The sequence below is a fragment of the Bacillus sp. B1-b2 genome (genome assembly GCF_009183415.1).
GTDB lineage: Bacteria > Bacillota > Bacilli > Bacillales > Cytobacillaceae > Niallia.
The window spans coordinates 89,917-109,674 of sequence record NZ_WEHU01000007.1 but is presented as its reverse complement, the minus strand read 5'-3'; the positions used below and the strand labels follow the sequence as shown (position 1 = coordinate 109,674).

The following is a 19,758-nucleotide window of genomic DNA, read 5'->3' as shown; positions in this document are numbered from 1 at the left end:
CCTCAAATATAATAATCTCCAAAAAAATACTCTGGTAAACTAGGTGATAATATGGAACAAGTTAGAAAAATAAAACCATCCAAAAAAGGCAGCTTTAGAGGCTTTATAAATAGCAAAAAGTCTAATGAAATGGTTGCTTGGGAGAGTCTGTTAGAGAAGGACTTCATTAAGGTTTTAGATTTTGATCCTTCAATCATAAAAATTCAATCTCAACCAATAAAAATAGAATACAGATATAAAGGGAAGATATACAAATATTTTCCTGATTTTTTAGTGGAAACTAAGGATAAACAGTATATTATTTTTGAAGTTAAGCCAGAGGATAAGATTAAAGAAGAAGATAATAAAGTTAAATTTGAAGTAGGGAAAATATATTGTGAAAAAAAAGGATGGAAATTCAAAATAGTTACAGAAAAAGATATAAGACAAGGATATCTAATACAAAACCTCGATAAGATTAGAGGAGTCGACGAAAGGTTAACTAAAGAAAGTACAAAAATAAAAATTTATAATTTTATACAAAAAAATGGAAAAAGTAAGATGGAAGATATCATAAAGTTTGATGATAGTATACCTAGTCCAGAAATTTATTCGAATTTATACTATATGATTTATAATCAGCAATTAAATATTGATCTCATAAATGAATTACTCAATGATGAAACTTTTATAGATATTGTGAGGGGATAGTTACTAATGAGTATGTTTGCATTTTTAGCAGGAACAAAGTTAATGATAGATGAAGATAGATATATAGTTAGAAGAGAAATAAATGGAGCAATCGAACTAGAGAATTTAAATTACAATAAAATCGAGATTTGGGATAAAGAACACTTATTAGAAAAGTGGAATAAAGAAGAATTAGTATTCAGAAATAACGATTGGCGCAGCAGTGAATCTGAAATTAGGGACTTTTCATTGCTAGATATAGATTCAGTTAACGAGGCTAAAAGAAGGTATAAAATTATAAAACCAGTGATAGACGGAGAGATACTACCTGCAGAAATTAAGAGTTATTTAGATACGATAGAACCAAAAGTTAGTAAAACAACCTTTTATGAATGGAAGAGTAGATGGGAAAAATATGAAGATATTCGAACTCTTGTAAAAAAGAAGCCTGGTCCCAAAAATCATTATACAAAGGGAGAGATAGTCGAACTAATAGAAGAACTGGTAAATGAATTCCAATATAGTGGTGAAAAGTTTACAGATGAACATCTTTTTTCTGAATTTTCATTAAGAATCGAAGAAATTAACAGATTTAGAGATGATAAAAATAAAATTAAAATAGTATCTCGTTCTACATTTTATAGAAGGAAGAAAACTATAGAAGACAAATTTAGAAAAGAAGAGATTAGGCTTGGTAAAGTTGAAACTGAATTGAGGAAGAAAGGTTCTAGAAAAGAAGTTGTAATTACTAAACCCTTGGAAAGAGTGGAGATTGATTGGACACCTGTCGATGTCTTATTAATTAATCCATCGACACTAAAGCCAGAACGTCCTTGGCTAGTCTATGCAATAGATAAAGCTACCGGTCATCCACTAGGATTTTATGTAACATTTAAGGATGTAAATGCATCTGCGGTGAAACAATGTCTATTACATTCTATTATGCCAAAAACGTACCTGAAAAAATTATATCCCTTAATAGAAAATGATTGGGTAGCATATGGAAAACCCTCTGAGGTAGTATTTGATAATTCAATAATAAATGAATCGTATGATGTTAAGGATACTTGCCAACAGTTAAATATAAATGTTCACTTTTGTAAAGTTGGTGCTGGTTATCAAAAGGGAACTATCGAGAGAGGATTTAGAACACTTAACACTACATGGATTCATACATTAAAAGGAACGACTTTTTCAAATGTTTATGAGAAAGGATTATATGATTCTGTAGGAGAAGCTTGTATAACAATGCAGACGTTTATTTATATGGCTCATCTGGTGATGGTAGATGTAATTGCGAATTCTTATGATAAGAGACGAGGAGGAAAGCCAAAGGATCTATGGCTTAAAGGATTAGTGAATAATCCTTTGCTACAATTACCTATACCACAAAGCAAAAAAGAGCTTAAATTAATTTTTATGAGTGGAATAGATTATAGAAAGATACAAAATAAAGGCGTTGTTATAGAAAACGAATACTATAATAGTAAAGATTTAATGGAACTTAGAGCTAACTTAATTAACGAGGTAAAACACGAAAAGAAAATTGGGTCTGTTAAAGTTCGATATGACTTAGCGGATATGAGATCTGTTTATGTTTATGATAAATTTAAAAAAATATATATTCAAGCAAATAACACATCTCTTGAAAGAAAGGAAATTCCCACGAATTTACCTGTTTATTTGTCTCAGTTAGAACTAGACTCTTCGGTAAGAACACTTGGCGCTAACAAAGATGATGTAACTAATTTAGCAAAAACCATAAGAAAAGTAAAAGAGCTCACAAATTGTGATAAAAAGAAATATAACCAACAAAAACGCAACTTGGAACAGTTGAATAAACGAGATTTGCCTAAGAGTTATAATTATGAAGGTATTTCTTCAATGGGATTAGCGGAACTACAAATAGAAAGTCCTATTGAAGCTGATACAATAGTTGTTCATTTTGATGAACAGAAAGAAAGGGAAAATAAACAGAAAAAATATGCAACTAAAAGTAAAAAAGAGCAATTACAAGATGAAGAAACAATGATTGGGAAAAGTAATAGTGATTATATTGATTTAGACTCATTACCAGATTATGGAGTGAGTTTCAAAAAATGAGGTCATAACGATGAATGAATTATTTAAGCCACTAAAAGGTAAAATTCCTGATGTCAAAGAAATAAAAAAAAGGAAAGAGCACGTTAAAAGTATCATTATTCAATATCCGCGTTATAAAAAAATATTAGATAAAATAGAAGAACACCATCAGTTATCCTTTGGTTCTGTTCAGCCTGATGGTTTATTTATATATGGTGAAACTGGTCTTGGGAAATCTACTCTACTCAAAGAGTATGAAAGTAAATATCCGAGAAAAATTATTGATGGTTTTACAAAAATTCCGATTTTATATTTAACAGTTCCTGTAGGAGCAACACCAAAGTCAGTGGCTTCTAAAATATTGTTGAATATGGGAGATCCAAACTATGATCGTGGTACAGAGAATAATATGACTGTCAGAATATTATCTTTTGTTGAAAAGTGTGAAGTTGAAATGATTATAGTAGATGAGTTTCAACATTTAATTGATAGCGAAAGTAAAAATGTATTAAACAAAGCATCTAATTGGGTGAAAAATTTATCTAATGAAGTTAGAATACCAATATTAGTATGCGGAATGCCTGAATCAAATAAAGTCTTTGTTTATAATGAACAATTAGACCGCCGCTTTTGTGAAAAGCAAAGTTTACAGCCTTTTTCCTACCAATCGAAAGAAGAGGAAATAGAATTTAGAGCGTTTTTAAATGGATTAGATAAGCAACTGCCCTTTCCTGAGCAAGCTTTCTTAGCTGATCCAGTATTAGCAAAGAAGATTTTTTATGCAACTAAAGGAAATCCTTATTATATAAAAAAACTAATAGAAGAATCAACCGTACAGGCTTTAAAAAGTGGGAGTGATTTAATTTCTGAGGATGACTTGTATATTTCATTTAAATCCATTTCATTATCAACAAGACCCTTTGTTATCAATCCATTTAATGATGAGAAATTTAATTTGATTGATGCATTTGAGAAAGAGAAAAGGATGAAAAAATACATATAATAACGCGTAATAAGAAGGTGAAAAATAAATGAACTCGTTTTTACTAATATTAACGCTTTTATAATTGATAAACGTCTAGAACCTTGTTTCATAAGGGATTAGACGTTTTTTATGAGATTTAAGGTTAATAGTAATTAACGCTTAATTTAAAAGTTAACACTCATTTTATTTTAGTGGAGGAGTCTCTTGTGTAACTAAAGGGGGAGTTGAATAAGGTATAAGTTCAAAATATTATTTGACATTATCAATTAATGATGATAACATCTAATTAGAGGCGATAATATATGAAAACACAGGATAAAATTCAAATACGTGAATTGCTCCAGCAATTGGTAAGGGACTTTGGTCTTCTTCAGAAAGACGGATCTGATTGTTGTGGAATTACAGTATCACAAAGTCACATTGTTTATGAGTTAAGTAAGAGCCCAAATGTATCTCTACAGACATTGGCAGAAAAGTTAATGATGGATACAGGGCTTTTAAGTAGACAGGTAAATAAACTGGTTGAACTTAACTTTATTTTAAGAGTTCCAGATCCTAATGATAGAAGGTATGTCCTTTTGTCACTTACGGATGAAGGGGAATTGAAGGCAGAGGAAATTTCCAATCAAATGTTAGAGTATCTAGGTAATATTTTTCAACATATTCAGGAAGATAAACATCAACAGGTAATGGAAAGTCTAAGTTTGCTTCTATATGCAATGAATAAAAACAATGGGCTAGGTAGTTGTGCCACCAAATAAGGTGGCTTTCATTAAATATTATAATTGATAAAGTCAATTAATGTGAAAGTCAATTAAGGAGTTGGAAAAATGATTAGGAAAGTAGAGGAAAGGGATTTATTGGCTATATTAGAGATTTATAATCAAGGAATTGAAGATGGAATAGCCACCTTTGAAGAAGAACTTAAAGACGAAAACTATATTTACAAATGGTTTAATCTCCATAATGGAAGATATTGTGCTTTCGTAGCAACAAACGAACAAGGAGAAATAACTGGTTGGGCTTCCATAAATGCTTATAATACAAGAGCTGTTTACCAGGGTGTAGGAGAACTATCCATATATATACATAGGGGATTTAGGGGGAAAGGAATAGGTCAGCAATTATTACGGGTCTTAGAAGAAGAAGCAAAATCACATGGTTTTTACAAGTTAGTGCTCTTTACATTCCCTATCAATGCTTTAGGTCAAGGTCTGTATCGAAAGCAGAATTATAGGAAAGTTGGATTATTTAAAAATCAAGGAAAATTAAGAGGGGAATTTGTAGATGTAATGATTATGGAAAAATTGCTTTTTGATCAAGATTATTATTTGTTAAAAACAAAGGAGAGTAAATAATATGTCAGAATTCAAAATCGGATTAATTTAGTAATTTTTCCGGAATGATTTGTCATAAATATTCGTAATATAATTGAGTTGTTGTATTAAAATAAAGTTCTAGATGAAAAAAGTTGCTTTTTTACAAAAAGTTCTCAACTGATTTGAAGTTAAATGTAAAATAACTAAATATTTAGTATTATTTCATCTAAGATTAATTAAAATAGACAAAAAATTGGAAAACCTCTGTTCTTAAATTTGACAGAGGTTTTTATATTTTTTCCAATCAATATAAGGAAATTAACAATTATCAGCCAGCACTTGATGTTACCTAAAAATACTTGAAAAAATCACAAATTGGTAGTCACCCAATATAATTTAAGCTTAGGATTTTCCCTCCCAATTTGATAAATATCTGTATAAGCTGGACTTACTAATTCCAGTTGTATTTTGAATTTCTATTAATGAAAACTGCTTACTAATATACATATCAATTGCTTTTTGAATATTACGTAAAGACTTTTTGGGTCTACCTGTATTTTTCCCCTGGTTTTTAGCTGTTTTTATTCCTATTTTAGTGTTTTCACTTATAATATCGCCCTGAAGGTTTATTAGATGTTGTACATATTCATTAAACTTTTCTTCCATTACATTACTCGTATCAATATTCTCTTTAATAAACAAAATATAAGCATCTTTTTCCCTAATAATATTTAATATCTCCTTTAATTTTTTTAATGAATCAGCAATTGTATAAAATTTTTCAACCACAATCTTATCGTGTTTATTTAAGTTTAATAACATCTTTTTAAGTGTAGTTTTATTCTTGTGAGAACTAAGTTCTTCAGTATAGATTACGTTACAATGATAGGTAGTAAGACTTTCTAACTGATCTATACAATTAGGGTCATCTTCAACAGGCCTCATATAACCAATTAACATGTATTAGCCTCCTTAGTTTTTAAGCGTTTAAATAAACCATATCATAAAAATTATTTGAAAAAAAGAACCAAAATGGTTCCATTTTGGTTCTTTTGGTGTTAGACTGTTCAAAGTAAGTTAAAAAAGCTGATTATATATTTATTATATAAAATATTATAACGGAGGTATTTTTTAGTGATTGAAAAAATGAAGAGAGATTGGTTTTCAAATATTCCCGCAGATATTCTATCTGGAATAGTAGTTGCCTTGGCACTGATTCCAGAAGCAATAGCGTTTTCCATTATTGCGGGTGTTGATCCAATGGTTGGCCTGTATGCCTCTTTTTGTATGGCTGTAACCATTTCTTTTGTTGGCGGAAGACCAGCTATGATTTCGGCTGCGACTGGAGCTATGGCATTACTAATGGTGCCATTAGTAAAAGACTACGGTATAAACTACTTATTAGCAGCCACTATATTAACAGGTATTATCCAAGTTGTTTTTGGAGTTTTAAAAATAGCAAAGCTAATGAAGTTTATTCCGAGGGCAGTTATGGTTGGCTTTGTTAATTCTTTAGCTATTTTAATATTTATGGCACAAGTCCCTCATTTTATAGGTATCTCCAATATGACTTATATCTTTGTAGCCATTACATTATTGATTGTCTATATCTTACCAAGATTTATAAAGACGGTTCCAGCACCATTAATTGCAATTGTTTTATTAACAAGTTTAGCAATTTTCTCTGACTTTGATTTAAGAACAGTTGGAGATTTAGGTAATATCACTCAATCGTTACCATCTTTCTTTATTCCTGATGTACCACTTAATTTTGAAACATTAAAGATTATTTTTCCATATTCCATTGCATTAGCTATTGTAGGTTTATTAGAATCTCTTTTAACTGCTTCCATTGTGGACGACATGACTGGAACAGGTAGTAATAAAAATAGGGAAGCTAGAGGGCAAGGAATTGCCAATGTTATTACAGGTTTTTTTGGTGGTATGGCAAGTTGTGCGATGATAGGACAATCCGTTATAAACGTAAAGTCAGGTGGTAGAGGTAGGTTATCTACACTTGTTGCTGGACTATTTCTTATGTTTCTAATTTTGGTATTAGGGAATATAGTAGTCCAAATTCCAATGGCAGTCCTGGTAGGTATAATGATCATGGTTTCTATTGGTACATTTGACTGGTCATCTTTTACTTACCTAAAAAACGCTCCAAAAACAGATGCAGCAGTTATGTTAGTCACTGTTATCATCGTAGTAGCAACACATGATTTATCTATCGGTGTTATAGCAGGAGTTATATTAAGCGCCATCTTTTTTGTGGCTAAAATATCTAAAATTAAGTTGGTTAGGAATGTGAATAACCAGAATATTACTTTCGAGGTAGAAGGGCAGTTATTTTTCGCTTCCGTGGAAGAGTTCGTGGAGCAATTTGATTTTTCTGTGGAGAATAAGAATATTATTATTGATTTCACCAATGCGCACATATGGGATGATTCAGCTGTTGGTGCGATCGATAAAGTAGTGATTAAATATCGAGAAAATCATAACAACGTGACTATTAAAAACTTAAATGCAGCAAGTAAAAAAATCGTGGATAAGTTGGCAGTATTTAACGATCCAAATGCAAAATTATCTGCACACTAAAAAGGGGAGTGAAGTGTATAATGTATAAAAAAATACTATTAGCCATTGATGGATCAGAACATTCTAAAAGAGCAACAGAGGAAGCAATGAAAATTGCTTCTTTAAGTGAAGAAAGTACAATAAAATTAGTTTATGTTGTGGATTTTTCCAAATCAAAAGATGAGGTTTTACACGCTCATAATAAGGAGGAATTGGAGTTATCTCGCAAGAAAAAATTATTGCCTTTTGAAGAGTTATTAAATGCCAATAATATTGATTTTAGTTTTGAATTATTACACGGAGACCCTGGACCAGCTATAGTAGAACATGCTAATAAAAAAAAGTTTGATATGGTTGTAATCGGAAGCAGAGGACTTAACACTCTACAAGAAATGGTACTAGGCAGCGTCAGCCATAAGGTGGTTAAAAGAGCCAATTGCCCAGTATTGATAGTAAAATAATTGTATTATAAAACCCACTTTAAAAAAAGTGGGTTTTATTTTTGAGGAAAATGGAAATGAATGAGTTTAATTGAAAATAAAATAAAAATAACATAAATTAAGTTCCCGTTTTATATAAAAAGTTATATTATATATGTAAGCGCTTGCTTAGTTGGGAGGAATGAAAATGTATAGAAATATCTTATTAGCAACCGATGGTTCCGTACACTCAAAAAGAGCTGCATTAAACGCAATTTATATTGCTAACTGTTGCTCAGAATCTAAAGTAGAAATCGTTATGGTAAGTGATCCTTCAAAGGCAAAGACTGAGACCCTTCATAATTGGAATAGCTCTGAATTTGTTGATAAAAATAGAGGGAAAATTTCAGAAGTGGAAAAGTTAGTGAAAGAATCGGGGCTCAATTATGAAGTTGTTATATTAAAGGGAGAACCAGGTCAAGTTTTAGTAGACTACATTAATAACAAGGGTACAGATCTTGCAATAATGGGAAGCAGAGGATTAAACGTCCTACAGGAATTTGTTTTAGGTAGTGTAAGTCATAAAGTAACTAAAAGAGCTAACTGTCCAGTATTAATTGTAAAATAAACTTGCTAATTAGAAAGAAGGTTAAAACCTCCTCTAATTAGCTCTTTTTGCTATTGTTACTTTCTGAGGTTTTTTTGCAAGGATTGCTCCAAATATTCCAAGAATCGGAAATAACAGTAAAAATAATAAGCTTTCTATATAACTGTGAAAATAATCATATCCTATTCCTAGTGGCAATGGACCAATTGCAGAACCTACAACCATAACCATCATAGCAATCCCGTTTATACTCCCTAGGTATTTTCTTCCGAAATAATCAGACCATATAATATTGAGTGTAATTCTTTCTATTCCATTGCTTGCTCCCCATAATATTCCAAAAATAATTCCAATCCAAATGCTTTTTACATTTATTAACAGAATGAGGAATGTAATCTCTGTTAAGAATATCCCCATCAAAAGGATTTTTGTTTGTATTTTTTCTAGTATAAAACCTGACAAAAATGAAATTGGGAATCCAACTAATGCCATCAGGCTTAAAACACTAGCTGCTAACTGCGGGGACAGGTGCTGTTCTTGAAATATGGATAAGAGATGGAATGTAATAGCTGTATTTACAAGTGCAGGGATTCCCACGCAAACTAAAATTGCCCAAAAAGCTTTAGTTTGCATAGCTTCTTTTAAGGTCCAATCCATCACTAAATAAGAATGGGATATTTTATTATGAGATTTATTCTTGAATTTTTCTGTAATACCATCTGGCAAGGCTCCAATATCCTCAGGCCTATTTCTCACTCCTATTATAGCAAGGGGTGTGAAAATAATTAGTAATGCGACTCCCCATATTTGCCAGGTTGTTTGCCAGTCCCACTTATCAATTAACCACGTATTTGCAATAGGAAAAAAAGCAGCACTTGAAAAGCTTCCTATAGCCATAAAACTCATTGCTCTTCCTCGTTTTTTTATAAACCATTGTGGCACTATGGTATTAGGAATTAACGTCATACTTCCTTGACCCAAGAACCTAATCAAGAAAAAACCAATTCCTAACATCCAAATATTGGTAACAAAACTATTGAAAAAACAAGCTAATGAAAACAAGACACTTACTATTCCGAGCATTCTACGATAACCAAAGCGATCCATAAACTTTCCCATAAACATTATCAGAAATCCAGAGCATAAAGTAGCGATGGAATATAGACTGGATATTTCGGTTCTATTCCACCCAAAACTTTTTATGTATTCCTCAATGAATGTCGAATTTGAATAGGTTTGACCAGGCCCTGAAAAAAATGTACCTAAACCTGCTATAAAAACAATAAACCAACCGTAAAATATAGAAGTATTCCTCTTCCTTTTATTCATAGTATTAACTACACTCCTTTTGATTAAAAAGATGAGAAGATGGCTATCTAAAATAATTCTTGTATTAAGGAGCCAACCTCTAAAGTGATGAATTATAGTGGAGAATAGCTACACTAAGTAATGATTTAGTTTCACTAGTAATTAATTGGAGATTTGTAAAACACTGATGAAGTATTATTTTTCTAGATATCGATACAGAGTAGTTTTACTGATTCCGGTATGTTCCTTTATTTGGGCAAGACTGAATTTTCCACTTTTGTACATTGACATGGCAAGTTTAACATTTTTATCTGGCTTTTTTGGTCTTCCAGGTGCTTTTCCATTTTTTTTTGCTTCAAATAATCCTTCTTTGGTTTTTTCACTAATCAAGTCTGTTTGGAATTCAACTAAATGATTTAGTATCCCAGTAAATTCATAGTGTTTTGTTATGCTAGTATCGACATTTTCATGTAACGACTGCAAAAATGCGTTCTTTTTCTGAACTTTCTCCATTATTTCCAGAAGATGACGGGTGGAATCAGCAAGTGCGAAAAATTTAGTAATAACAATTTTGTCCTCACTTGAAAGAGAGTTTATTAATTCTATTAATTTTATTCTTTTTTTGGCTGAGGAATGGTCTTCTAAAATGATAGATGTGCAATTTATTGCTTCTAATTGAGTTATTTGTTTTTTGCAAGTAAGATCTTCTTGTGTTGGTCTAGCGTAGCCATATAACATATTTATCCTCCTGATGGTGTTGTGACCAAACTATAATAACATATTTTTTTATTGTACTTCCTATGATTTTCCTCTTATTAGAGATAATGTTTTTATTAAGTTTAATTGGACACAAGGTAAATCAATCAACTATGATAGATAATAATTTTTTCATATTTTTATTTATCAGGAGGATAATTGGCTTAGCTTAACAGTGCATCTCTAATTATTACTTTATATAAAAAGGTTTCTTAAAGTAGTTGAAAAAAGAAACCCTTTGTTAGTTTCTGTGACAATTTTTATAAAAGAAAATATTGTATTCTTACACTTCTATAATAATGGGTAGTAACATTGGTCGACGTCCAGTTTCAGCATATAAGAATGGACTAAGAACTTCCACAATCTCTTGTTTAATTTTCCCCCAATTTAATATATCTTGTTTGAGTAGTGTGGATACACATTCATTTACCACTTTTTCTATTGTTCTCATAAGTTCTTCAGACCCACGCATATAAACGAATCCTCTTGTAACTATTGCAGGTGGAGATACTAACTGCTTTTTTTTACTATCCATACTTAGACTTATGATGATAATTCCTTCTTCGGATAAAATTTTGCGATCACGTAATACAATATTTCCTATATCACCTATACCGCTTCCATCAACATAGACACCTTGGGAAGGTATTGTTTTACTGTTAATTCGTGCTTCATCTTCAGAGATTTCTAGTACTTGACCATTATCCATAACAAAGCAATTTTCTAGTGAAACACCCCAATCAACAGCTAATTCTACGTGTTTTTTTAACATTCGGTATTCTCCATGAATGGGCATGAAGTATTTGGGCTTTATTAGTGATATCATTAATTTTTGTTCTTCTTGGGTACCATGACCAGATGTATGAATATCACTAATTTTATGGTGTATAACATTTGCACCTACTCGGAATAATTGATTAATTGTCCGATTAACACTTATAATATTCCCAGGAATAGGAGAGGAAGAAAAAACAACTGTGTCACCTTTGACAATATGAATTTGTCGATGATTACCATTTGCTATTCTCGACAATGCAGCCATAGGTTCTCCTTGACTTCCTGTACATATAATAGTTACTTCATGAGTTGGAAGATAATTAATTTGACTGATTTCAACAAATATATCTTCAGGAGCCTGTATATAACCTAGGTTTTTTCCTATCTGAATTGTTTTTTCCATACTTCTTCCAACGATAGCGATTTTCCGCTTATAACGAATAGAAGCTTCAACTACTTGTTGTATTCTATGAATGTTTGATGCAAATGTCGCAAATAAAATACGAGATTGTGTTGCTTCGAATATCTCTTTAATCGATTCTCCAACTTTTTTTTCAGACATTGAAAAACCGGGTACTTCACTATTTGTACTATCAGATAATAAACATAAAACTCCTTCTCGACCAATTTCTGCTATTTTGTGAAGGTTGGCTTCTATCCCCATTGGTGTAAAATCAAATTTAAAATCACCTGTATGCACAATATTTCCATCAGGTGTGGTGATTACTACGCCGAAAGAATCTGGAATGCTATGTGTTGTTCGGAAAAATCTTACTTTTATATTGTCAAATTGAACATCAATATCATCTGAAATATGTATCATTTCTACATAACCTGTTTTATGTTCCTCTAACTTACTCTGAATTAATGCTGTTGCTAGAGCCCCTGCATAAATAGGTACTTTTATACGCTTAAATAAAAAAGGAACTCCACCTATATGATCTTCGTGTCCATGTGTAATAAATAAACCTTTAATTTTGTCTTTGTTTTTCTCCAAGTACGTATAATCAGGTATAACATAGTCTATACCTAATAATTCGGATTCAGGAAATTTAAATCCAGCATCTACAATTATAATTTCATCATTGTACTCGATTACATACATGTTTTTTCCGATTTCTCCTAGACCACCTAAAGCAAATATTTTTGTTTTGCTGCTATATTGTAAACTATTCATATTCTAACTCCTTCTAAATTAAAATTCGATAAGAGAAATTAATATCGATATATATCTAGATTTTATTAATGATTTTTCTAAATTTCGAAGAATTACTTTTGATATAAATATTTTATCTTCATCTTTCATACCATTATTAAGCATAGTCTATCATTTGTAGACCTAAAAAGGAACCTTTTTGAAACTGTTTCTTATGTCTCATAAGAATTAGGAAGTTTAACATTTGACAATATCAATTAATGACGTTATCATTTAGTGTAGAGGCGATAATATATGAAAACCCAGGATAAAATTCAAATACGTGAGTTGTTACAACAGTTGGTAAGGGACTTTGGACTTCTTCAGAAAGATGGTTCTGACTGTTGTGGAATTACAGTATCGCAAAGTCACATTGTCTATGAGTTAAGTAAGAGTCCGAATATATCTCTACAGACATTGGCAGAAAAGTTAATCATGGATACAGGACTTTTAAGTCGTCAGGTTAATAAATTGGTTGAGCTTCACTTCATCTCAAGAGTTCCAGACCCTAATGATAGAAGATATGTCCTTTTGTCACTTACAGATGAAGGGGAATCGAAAGCAGATGAAATTTCCAATCAAATGATGGAGTATCTCGGTAATATTTTCGAGCACATACAGGAAGATAAGCATCAACAGGTTTTAGAAAGTCTAAGTTTGCTATTGGTTGCAATGAACAAAAATAATGGGTTAGGTAGTTGTGCCACCAAATAAGGTGGCCTTCATTAAACAATATAGTTGATAAAGTCAATTAATGAAAAAGTCAATTAAGGGGATGGAAAAATGATTAGGAAAGTAGAGAAAAGGGATTTATCGGCTATATTAGAGATTTATAATCAAGGAATTGAAGATGGAATAGCCAGCTTTGAAGAAGAATCTAAAGACGAAAACTATATTTACAATTGTTTTAATCTTCATAATGGAAGATATTGTGCTTTCGTAGCAACCAATGAACAAGGAGAAATTATGGGGTGGGCTTCGATTAACCCATACAATAGTAGGGCTGCTTATGATTGCGTAGGAGAAATATCCATATATATACATAGGGGATTTAGGGGCCAAGGACTAGGACAGCAACTATTACATGTCTTAGAAGAAGAAGCAAAATCACAGGATTTCTACAAACTAGTGCTCTCTACATTTCCTATAAATACTTTAGGCCAAGGTTTATACCGAAAACTAAACTATAGGGAGGTTGGATTATTTAAAAATCAAGGAAGATTAAGAGGCAAATTTGTAGATGTAATGATAATGGAAAAGTTGCTTTTTGATCAAGATTACTATTTGTTAAATACAAAGGAGAGTAATTAATATGTCTGATTTTATCTTATCATCTTGCTGTCAGCCATCGGATGAAACTCAAGAAAATACAACTATCAGTAAAGAACTACCTATTGCTATTATTGGGGCAGGTCCTGTAGGTTTAGCTGCTGCAGCTCATTTGATTCAATATAAGCAAAAAGTGATTGTTCTAGAAGCTGGAACAGAAGTGGGAGCAAACATCCTTACTTGGAAGCATATAAAACTATTCTCACAATGGAAATACAACATCGATAAAGCAGCATCTACTTTATTAGAGAGAGATGGATGGGAACAACCGAATCTTGAGGAAATACCTACTGGTAAAGAACTCGTGGAAAATTATTTAATCCCTTTATCAAAGATTCCAGAATTACAAGAAGTAATAGCTTTAAATACAAAAGTCATTTCTATAGCCAAAAAAAATACCGATAAAATGAAGACAGCTAACAGAGAGAATGTCCCATTTGTTATTTATACAGAGTATAAAGGGACTATTCAAGTTCTTGAGTCAAGAGCTGTCATTGATGCTACTGGTACATGGGGAAATCCTAATCCAGCTAACTCCAATGGAGTTTGGTTAGAATCAGAAAAATCCCTGAAGGACAACATTTTTTATGGGTTACCTGATATCTTGGGAGAAAGTATAAACCGCTACAAAAATAAGAAAGTAGCAGTTATAGGAAGCGGTCACTCTGCCATTAATGCTTTATTAGAATTAGGGATTTTAAAGGAAAAGAACCCTAAAACAGAAATTATATGGATTATCCGCAAAGAACGGGTAGAGGATGCATATGGTGGAGAGGAAAAGGATGCCTTAGAAGCAAGAGGATTATTAGGCAGCAGGATTCATGGATTGGTGGATAAAGGGATCGTTCAAGTACACACTTCCTTTAGAGTAGATCAGTTGATAAAAAGGAATAATACCTCAACGCTAAATATTATAGGAGAAGTGAACGGTGTAAAGCTGGAAATTGAATCGATTGATGAAGTTATTGTCAATACAGGAAATCGACCTAGTTACTCTTTTTTAAATGAATTACGTACAAAAGTTGATTTTGCTACTGAAAGTGTAGAGGCAATTTCTCCTTTAATTGATCCTAATTTGCATAGCTGTGGAACAGTTCGTCCACATGGTGAAAAAGAATTGAGGCAGCCTGAGAAGAATCTATATATTGTTGGATCTAAAAGCTATGGTCGAGCTCCAACCTTCTTAATGGCTACAGGATATGAACAGGTACGTTCAATAGCAGCATTTATGGCAGGAGATATAGAATCTTCTGAAAAAGTAGAGCTAGATTTACCTGAGACAGGGGTTTGTAGCGTGAGTTTCTCTAATATTACACCTAATAATAGTTGTGAGACGAATTCGTGTTGCTCCTAATAATTAAGAGTGAGGGTTATATATGGTTATAAATAAAGGTGGCAATCTAAGTAAAGATTATTTTAAAGCTTACTTGAAATTAATCATGAATAGTTTGGAAGTTTCCATTGAATTAGCAAGAGAGAAGGCTTTTGCAAGATTATTTAGCAATAAAGAAAATACACTTGGATCTATATCCTATAGTAATTTCATTCGAGCTTATTGCGAATTAGAGAAGGAAATAGCTCATTAATTAAATATACTATTGAAAAGAGAAAATAAGAGTTTAACTAACTCTTATTTTCTTGCATACTATGACTACTCCATTTAGTATAAAGGTAATTCAAATGGAACGGATGATTATACATGACTATTGAACAAATAGATACTATTGCGAATATTTTGAAACTACTAGGTGATAAGACAAGGTTATCCATAATGGGAATGCTAATGATAAATGACTGCTGTGTATGTGAATTTGTGGATGTGTTTCAAATGTCACAGCCAGCTATAAGTCAACATTTGAGAAAATTAAAAGATGCTGGTCTGGTTAAAGAGCAAAGAAAAGGCAAATGGGTTATCTATTCTCTAGAGCAAGGAAATCAATATTTCCCTATGATTAAAAACATTTTAAATTACATTCCAAATCAAAATGAAAAATTTATTTGGCTTGAGGAAAACGGAATGCGTATTTCTTGTGAATAAATAAAATAATAAGGGTTAATGTGGTTGACATTAACTTTTTTTATAATTAACATATAAGCATATAATTATATACGCAAATGAGTTCTTCATTAATATCTTTGATTGGTTACATGAGTACCATTTTTTTTTGAAGATACTAAGGGAGGTAAATAAATCTGGCAACTGTAATGGATATAAAGGATACTGCAAATGTATTAAAGCTTTTAGGAGATAAAACAAGATTATCTATGGTAAGCATGTTGGATGAACAGGAGTGTTGTGTCTGTGAATTTGTTGAACTTTTTAATATGTCACAACCTTCTATTAGCCAGCATTTACGGAAGATGCGAGATCTTGGAATTGTTAAAGAACAAAGAAAAGGTCAGTGGGTGGTTTATTCTTTAAACACAACAAGTGAATACTACGTATTAGTTAAAGAGTTATTAAAACATGTTCCAAGTCAGAGAGAAAAATTACTATGGCTAGAGGAAAAGGGTTTAAGAATTATATGTAATTAATGGAGGTTAACAGCTTTGTTACAAACTATATTAGCAATAATTATCTTTTTAGTAACACTGACATTAGTTATCTGGCAACCGAAAAATCTTTCGATTGGTTGGTCAGCATGTGGCGGGGCAATATTAGCTCTTCTTGTTGGTGTAGTTGATTTCAATGATGTCATTGACGTAACTGGAATTGTTTGGAATGCAACACTTGCATTTGTCGCAATCATTATTATTTCTTTAATCTTAGATGAAATAGGATTTTTTGAATGGGCAGCTTTACATATGGCAAGAGTTGCTGGTGGTAATGGACTCAAGATGTTTGTTTACGTTGCTATTTTAGGTGCTATTGTTGCAGCGTTTTTTGCAAACGATGGGGCAGCACTAATTTTAACACCAATCGTTTTAGCGATGGTTAGAGCTTTAAAGTTAGACGAGAAAATGGTTTTTCCGTTTATCATTGCAAGTGGTTTTATAGCAGACACTACATCATTACCTTTAGTTGTTAGTAATTTGGTCAACATTGTTTCTGCTGATTTCTTTGATATCGGATTTGTAGAATATGCATCCAGAATGATTGTGCCAAATATTTTTTCTTTAATAGCAAGTATCCTGGTGTTGTACTTATATTTCCGTAAAAGAATTCCAAAGGTTTATGATTTAAATCAATTAAAAGTACCACAAGAAGCAATAAAAGATTTAAAGATGTTTCGTTTATCTTGGATGATTTTAGCTGTTTTACTTATTGGCTATTTCGTGAGTGAATTCCTGTCTATTCCAGTCTCAATCATAGCAGGTGTAATTGCGATTATTTTCCTTGTATTTGCAAGAAGAAGCGCTGCTGTATCTATTAAGAAAGTAGTAAAGGGTGCTCCGTGGGCAATTGTATTCTTCTCTATTGGAATGTATGTCGTAATTTATGGATTGCGTAATGTAGGTTTAACAGACCTGCTATCTAGTGTTATTCAAGCAGCTGCAGACCAAGGATTGTTTGTTGCAACCATGGGAATGGGATTCATTGCAGCAATCATATCGTCCATAATGAATAATATGCCAACTGTACTTATTGATGCATTAGCAATTGCAGATACAAATGCTACAGGAGTAATAAAAGAAGGGTTAATTTATGCCAATGTTATTGGATCTGATTTAGGTCCTAAGATTACACCAATTGGTTCATTAGCAACGTTGTTATGGCTCCATGTTTTATCTCAAAAAGGTGTAAAAATATCATGGGGAACTTATTTTAAAACAGGTATTGTCTTAACTATTCCAACCCTTTTGATAACTCTAATCGGCTTATATCTGTGGCTTTCCATTCTTTCATAAATGAACGGGAATTGTTAATTATACAGAGTAATATTGATACTAATTTTGGAGGATATAAATATGAAAGTACTAATTATAGGATCTGTAGCAGCAGGAACATCTGTAGCAGCAAAGGCACGTAGGAACGATGAAAATGCGGAAATCACTCTATATAATGCAGACTATGACATTTCTTATTCCATATGCGGTATTCCTTATTTTCTAGGTGGAGAAGTAGAAAATCTGGAAACATTAACTCCAAGAAGTGCTGCTTGGTTTAAAAAGCGATATAACGTAGATATTTTTACTCGTCATGAAGTAACTACAATTGATGCCGAGCAGAAGAAAGTTCAAGTGAAGAACTTAGATACAAATGAAATAAAAGAAGACTCTTATGATGTATTGGTTTTTGCAACAGGGGCTTCTCCAATTAAACCTGATATTGATGGAGTAGATGGAGAGCATGTTTTCCAAGTTCGTACGATACAAAATACAGCAGCTATTGATCAATATATGAAAGCAAACCAACCAAAGAAAGCAACCATCATAGGAGCTGGCTATATTGGATTAGAAATGGCAGAACAGCTTACTCATAGAGGTTTAGAGGTAACAATCGTACAACGTAGTAATCATGTAATGGCACATATGGATAAAGATATCGCTTCACGAGTGGAAGAACACTTAGTTAAAAAAGGAGTCAATCTCATCTTAAATGATGAGGTAACTGCGATAAGCAAGAAGGAAGTACAAACTAAATCAGGAAAAGCTATTGAAACGGATATTGTTATATTAGCTACGGGTGTTCGTCCAAATACACAATTGGCTAAGGAAATCGGTGTTGAAATTGGTAGTACTGGAGCTATTGCAGTTAACTCCAAAATGCAGACTAACCTTCCTGATGTTTATGCTGTTGGTGATGTTGCTGAAAGCTACTCCGTTATTACAGGAAAACCTATCTATCGTCCATTAGGAAGTACAGCTAATAAAATGGGAAGAATAGCTGGAGATGTAATAACGGGAGGTTCTTTAGAACACCGAGGTATTTTAGGTACTGGTATCTTAAGAGTATTTGATTTGGCTGTTGGTCAAACAGGTATGAATGAAGTAGAAGCATTAGAAGAAGGCTATGATATCGAAATACTTCATAATATTAAACCGGCTAGAGCAGAGTACCTCGGAGGAAAAGAATTAGTTATTAAAGCAATTGCTGATAGAGAAACTGGCAGAATATTAGGTGTACAAATAGTTGGAGAAGAAGGTGTAGATAAACGGATTGATGTATTTGTAACAGCAATGACGTTTAAAGCAAAAGCAGAAGATTTATTCCATCTAGATCTTGCCTATGCACCTCCATTCAGTACAACAAAAGATCCAGTAATGTACACTGGAATGGCTCTGCAAAATGCTATTGAAAAGAAAAATAAGCTAATTACACCAAAGGAACTAACGGAGAGAATAGAAAAAGGAGAAGCTCTTCAAGTAATTGATACCAGAGCACCAAAACAACATAATGTATCAAAAGTGGAGAGTGCAATAAATATACCACTAGGTGAATTACGTGTGAAAAGTAGAGAGCTTGATCGTAACTTACCAACCGTAACTTACTGTAATGGTGGAGTCACTGGGAATGCTGCACAAAATGTTTTGCGTAACTTAGGGTTTAATGATATATATAATCTTTCTGGTGGAAATAAGAATTACCAAAATTATATGAAGAACAAATAATAATTAACATTTAGACCTCGGGTGTAGAGTACTTGGGGTCTTTTTTTGCAAAAGTGTTATATATCCAATACTAAGTTAAGAAGAAGAGCTTGTAAAAAAATGTACTTAAACAAATGAGTGCTTCCCTTGAATTATTGGAACTTCTCTTCCTTATGTCGCTATGGGAGCAGAATAATTATACA

At 32.2% G+C, this 19,758-nt stretch carries 20 protein-coding genes; 16 read left to right on the top strand and 4 right to left on the bottom strand.

The window, feature by feature from the left end:
* Positions 1-51 precede the first annotated feature (51 nt).
* From F9279_RS08830 to F9279_RS08810, 5 genes are all read left to right on the top strand, one after another.
* A complete protein-coding gene (locus F9279_RS08830) occupies positions 52-690 on the top strand; it encodes a TnsA endonuclease N-terminal domain-containing protein (protein ID WP_053215733.1) in 639 nt (212 codons plus the stop codon).
* A gap of 6 nt (positions 691-696) precedes the next feature.
* On the top strand, positions 697-2,772 hold the full coding sequence (locus F9279_RS08825) for a Mu transposase C-terminal domain-containing protein (RefSeq protein WP_016204946.1): 2,076 nt from the start codon (positions 697-699) through the stop codon (positions 2,770-2,772).
* A gap of 10 nt (positions 2,773-2,782) precedes the next feature.
* On the top strand, positions 2,783-3,754 hold the full coding sequence (locus F9279_RS08820) for a TniB family NTP-binding protein (protein ID WP_016204945.1): 972 nt from the start codon (positions 2,783-2,785) through the stop codon (positions 3,752-3,754).
* Positions 3,755-4,038: 284 nt separating this feature from the next.
* Positions 4,039-4,497 (top strand): MarR family winged helix-turn-helix transcriptional regulator, encoded by a 459-nt coding sequence (locus F9279_RS08815; RefSeq protein ID WP_016204944.1) that lies wholly within the window; start codon positions 4,039-4,041, stop codon positions 4,495-4,497.
* 69 nt (positions 4,498-4,566) lie between these two features.
* Positions 4,567-5,094 (top strand): arsinothricin resistance N-acetyltransferase ArsN1 family A, encoded by a 528-nt coding sequence (locus tag F9279_RS08810; protein WP_016204943.1) that lies wholly within the window; start codon positions 4,567-4,569, stop codon positions 5,092-5,094.
* A 363-nt stretch (positions 5,095-5,457) separates the two neighbouring features.
* Here the strand turns inward: F9279_RS08810 and F9279_RS08805 are convergent, their stop codons facing one another.
* Positions 5,458-6,015, bottom strand: coding sequence for a recombinase family protein (locus F9279_RS08805; protein ID WP_016204942.1), 558 nt, complete (start codon positions 6,013-6,015; stop codon positions 5,458-5,460).
* Between the two features lie 174 nt (positions 6,016-6,189).
* On the opposite strand from F9279_RS08805, the gene F9279_RS08800 reads away from it, so the two are divergent.
* The 3 genes from F9279_RS08800 to F9279_RS08790 all read left to right on the top strand — a co-directional run bounded on the left by F9279_RS08800 (position 6,190) and on the right by F9279_RS08790 (position 8,679).
* Entirely contained in the window at positions 6,190-7,653 is a 1,464-nt protein-coding gene (locus F9279_RS08800; protein WP_016204941.1) for a SulP family inorganic anion transporter, read from the top strand.
* A 20-nt stretch (positions 7,654-7,673) separates the two neighbouring features.
* The gene (locus tag F9279_RS08795) at positions 7,674-8,093 is read left to right on the top strand and encodes a universal stress protein (RefSeq protein WP_016204940.1); all 420 of its coding nucleotides are present in this window, start codon (positions 7,674-7,676) and stop codon (positions 8,091-8,093) included.
* Positions 8,094-8,259: 166 nt separating this feature from the next.
* Positions 8,260-8,679 (top strand): universal stress protein, encoded by a 420-nt coding sequence (locus tag F9279_RS08790; RefSeq protein ID WP_016204939.1) that lies wholly within the window; start codon positions 8,260-8,262, stop codon positions 8,677-8,679.
* A 33-nt stretch (positions 8,680-8,712) separates the two neighbouring features.
* Here F9279_RS08790 and F9279_RS08785 read toward each other — a convergent pair whose 3' ends face one another.
* From F9279_RS08785 to rnjA, 3 genes are all read right to left on the bottom strand, one after another.
* Positions 8,713-9,987, bottom strand: coding sequence for an MFS transporter (locus F9279_RS08785; RefSeq protein WP_016204938.1), 1,275 nt, complete (start codon positions 9,985-9,987; stop codon positions 8,713-8,715).
* Between the two features lie 174 nt (positions 9,988-10,161).
* Positions 10,162-10,704 carry a recombinase family protein gene (locus F9279_RS08780; protein WP_016204937.1) on the bottom strand — a complete coding sequence of 181 codons (543 nt, stop codon included), beginning with the start codon at positions 10,702-10,704 and terminating at the stop codon, positions 10,162-10,164.
* A 301-nt stretch (positions 10,705-11,005) separates the two neighbouring features.
* Complete coding sequence (gene rnjA / locus F9279_RS08775) at positions 11,006-12,676, bottom strand: ribonuclease J1 (protein ID WP_047945031.1); 1,671 nt, start codon at positions 12,674-12,676, stop codon at positions 11,006-11,008.
* A gap of 273 nt (positions 12,677-12,949) precedes the next feature.
* On the opposite strand from rnjA, the gene F9279_RS08770 reads away from it, so the two are divergent.
* The 8 genes from F9279_RS08770 to F9279_RS08735 all read left to right on the top strand — a co-directional run bounded on the left by F9279_RS08770 (position 12,950) and on the right by F9279_RS08735 (position 19,576).
* Positions 12,950-13,408 carry a MarR family winged helix-turn-helix transcriptional regulator gene (locus F9279_RS08770; RefSeq protein WP_016204934.1) on the top strand — a complete coding sequence of 153 codons (459 nt, stop codon included), beginning with the start codon at positions 12,950-12,952 and terminating at the stop codon, positions 13,406-13,408.
* A 69-nt stretch (positions 13,409-13,477) separates the two neighbouring features.
* A complete protein-coding gene (locus F9279_RS08765; protein WP_016204933.1) occupies positions 13,478-14,005 on the top strand; it encodes an arsinothricin resistance N-acetyltransferase ArsN1 family A in 528 nt (175 codons plus the stop codon).
* A 1-nt stretch (position 14,006) separates the two neighbouring features.
* On the top strand, positions 14,007-15,377 hold the full coding sequence (locus tag F9279_RS08760) for an NAD(P)-binding domain-containing protein (protein WP_109769256.1): 1,371 nt from the start codon (positions 14,007-14,009) through the stop codon (positions 15,375-15,377).
* A gap of 22 nt (positions 15,378-15,399) precedes the next feature.
* Positions 15,400-15,609: a hypothetical protein gene (locus tag F9279_RS08755; RefSeq protein WP_016204931.1), complete on the top strand. Its 210-nt coding sequence runs from the start codon at positions 15,400-15,402 to the stop codon at positions 15,607-15,609.
* Between the two features lie 113 nt (positions 15,610-15,722).
* Positions 15,723-16,061, top strand: coding sequence for an ArsR/SmtB family transcription factor (locus F9279_RS08750; RefSeq protein WP_016204930.1), 339 nt, complete (start codon positions 15,723-15,725; stop codon positions 16,059-16,061).
* A gap of 167 nt (positions 16,062-16,228) precedes the next feature.
* Positions 16,229-16,558, top strand: a complete 330-nt coding sequence (locus F9279_RS08745; RefSeq protein WP_016204929.1) for an ArsR/SmtB family transcription factor — start codon at positions 16,229-16,231, stop codon at positions 16,556-16,558.
* 15 nt (positions 16,559-16,573) lie between these two features.
* Entirely contained in the window at positions 16,574-17,872 is a 1,299-nt protein-coding gene (locus F9279_RS08740) for an arsenic transporter (protein ID WP_016204928.1), read from the top strand.
* Between the two features lie 60 nt (positions 17,873-17,932).
* The gene (locus tag F9279_RS08735; RefSeq protein ID WP_016204927.1) at positions 17,933-19,576 is read left to right on the top strand and encodes an FAD-dependent oxidoreductase; all 1,644 of its coding nucleotides are present in this window, start codon (positions 17,933-17,935) and stop codon (positions 19,574-19,576) included.
* The last annotated feature ends 182 nt before the right edge of the window (positions 19,577-19,758 follow it).

Bases quoted from the DNA above. Each gene is read 5' to 3' on its own strand.
- F9279_RS08750 (WP_016204930.1), top strand. From the start codon at position 15,723: ATGACTATTGAACAAATAGATACTATTGCGAATATTTTGAAACTACTA.
- rnjA (WP_047945031.1), bottom strand. From the start codon at position 12,676: ATGAATAGTTTACAATATAGCAGCAAAACAAAAATATTTGCTTTAGGT.
- F9279_RS08830 (WP_053215733.1), top strand. From the start codon at position 52: ATGGAACAAGTTAGAAAAATAAAACCATCCAAAAAAGGCAGCTTTAGA.
- F9279_RS08805 (WP_016204942.1), bottom strand. From the start codon at position 6,015: ATGTTAATTGGTTATATGAGGCCTGTTGAAGATGACCCTAATTGTATA.
- F9279_RS08770 (WP_016204934.1), top strand. From the start codon at position 12,950: ATGAAAACCCAGGATAAAATTCAAATACGTGAGTTGTTACAACAGTTG.
- F9279_RS08795 (WP_016204940.1), top strand. From the start codon at position 7,674: ATGTATAAAAAAATACTATTAGCCATTGATGGATCAGAACATTCTAAA.
- F9279_RS08780 (WP_016204937.1), bottom strand. From the start codon at position 10,704: ATGTTATATGGCTACGCTAGACCAACACAAGAAGATCTTACTTGCAAA.
- F9279_RS08825 (WP_016204946.1), top strand. From the start codon at position 697: ATGAGTATGTTTGCATTTTTAGCAGGAACAAAGTTAATGATAGATGAA.
- F9279_RS08735 (WP_016204927.1), top strand. From the start codon at position 17,933: ATGAAAGTACTAATTATAGGATCTGTAGCAGCAGGAACATCTGTAGCA.
- F9279_RS08810 (WP_016204943.1), top strand. From the start codon at position 4,567: ATGATTAGGAAAGTAGAGGAAAGGGATTTATTGGCTATATTAGAGATT.
- F9279_RS08790 (WP_016204939.1), top strand. From the start codon at position 8,260: ATGTATAGAAATATCTTATTAGCAACCGATGGTTCCGTACACTCAAAA.
- F9279_RS08760 (WP_109769256.1), top strand. From the start codon at position 14,007: ATGTCTGATTTTATCTTATCATCTTGCTGTCAGCCATCGGATGAAACT.
- F9279_RS08745 (WP_016204929.1), top strand. From the start codon at position 16,229: ATGGATATAAAGGATACTGCAAATGTATTAAAGCTTTTAGGAGATAAA.
- F9279_RS08755 (WP_016204931.1), top strand. From the start codon at position 15,400: ATGGTTATAAATAAAGGTGGCAATCTAAGTAAAGATTATTTTAAAGCT.
- F9279_RS08815 (WP_016204944.1), top strand. From the start codon at position 4,039: ATGAAAACACAGGATAAAATTCAAATACGTGAATTGCTCCAGCAATTG.
- F9279_RS08820 (WP_016204945.1), top strand. From the start codon at position 2,783: ATGAATGAATTATTTAAGCCACTAAAAGGTAAAATTCCTGATGTCAAA.
- F9279_RS08765 (WP_016204933.1), top strand. From the start codon at position 13,478: ATGATTAGGAAAGTAGAGAAAAGGGATTTATCGGCTATATTAGAGATT.
- F9279_RS08785 (WP_016204938.1), bottom strand. From the start codon at position 9,987: ATGAATAAAAGGAAGAGGAATACTTCTATATTTTACGGTTGGTTTATT.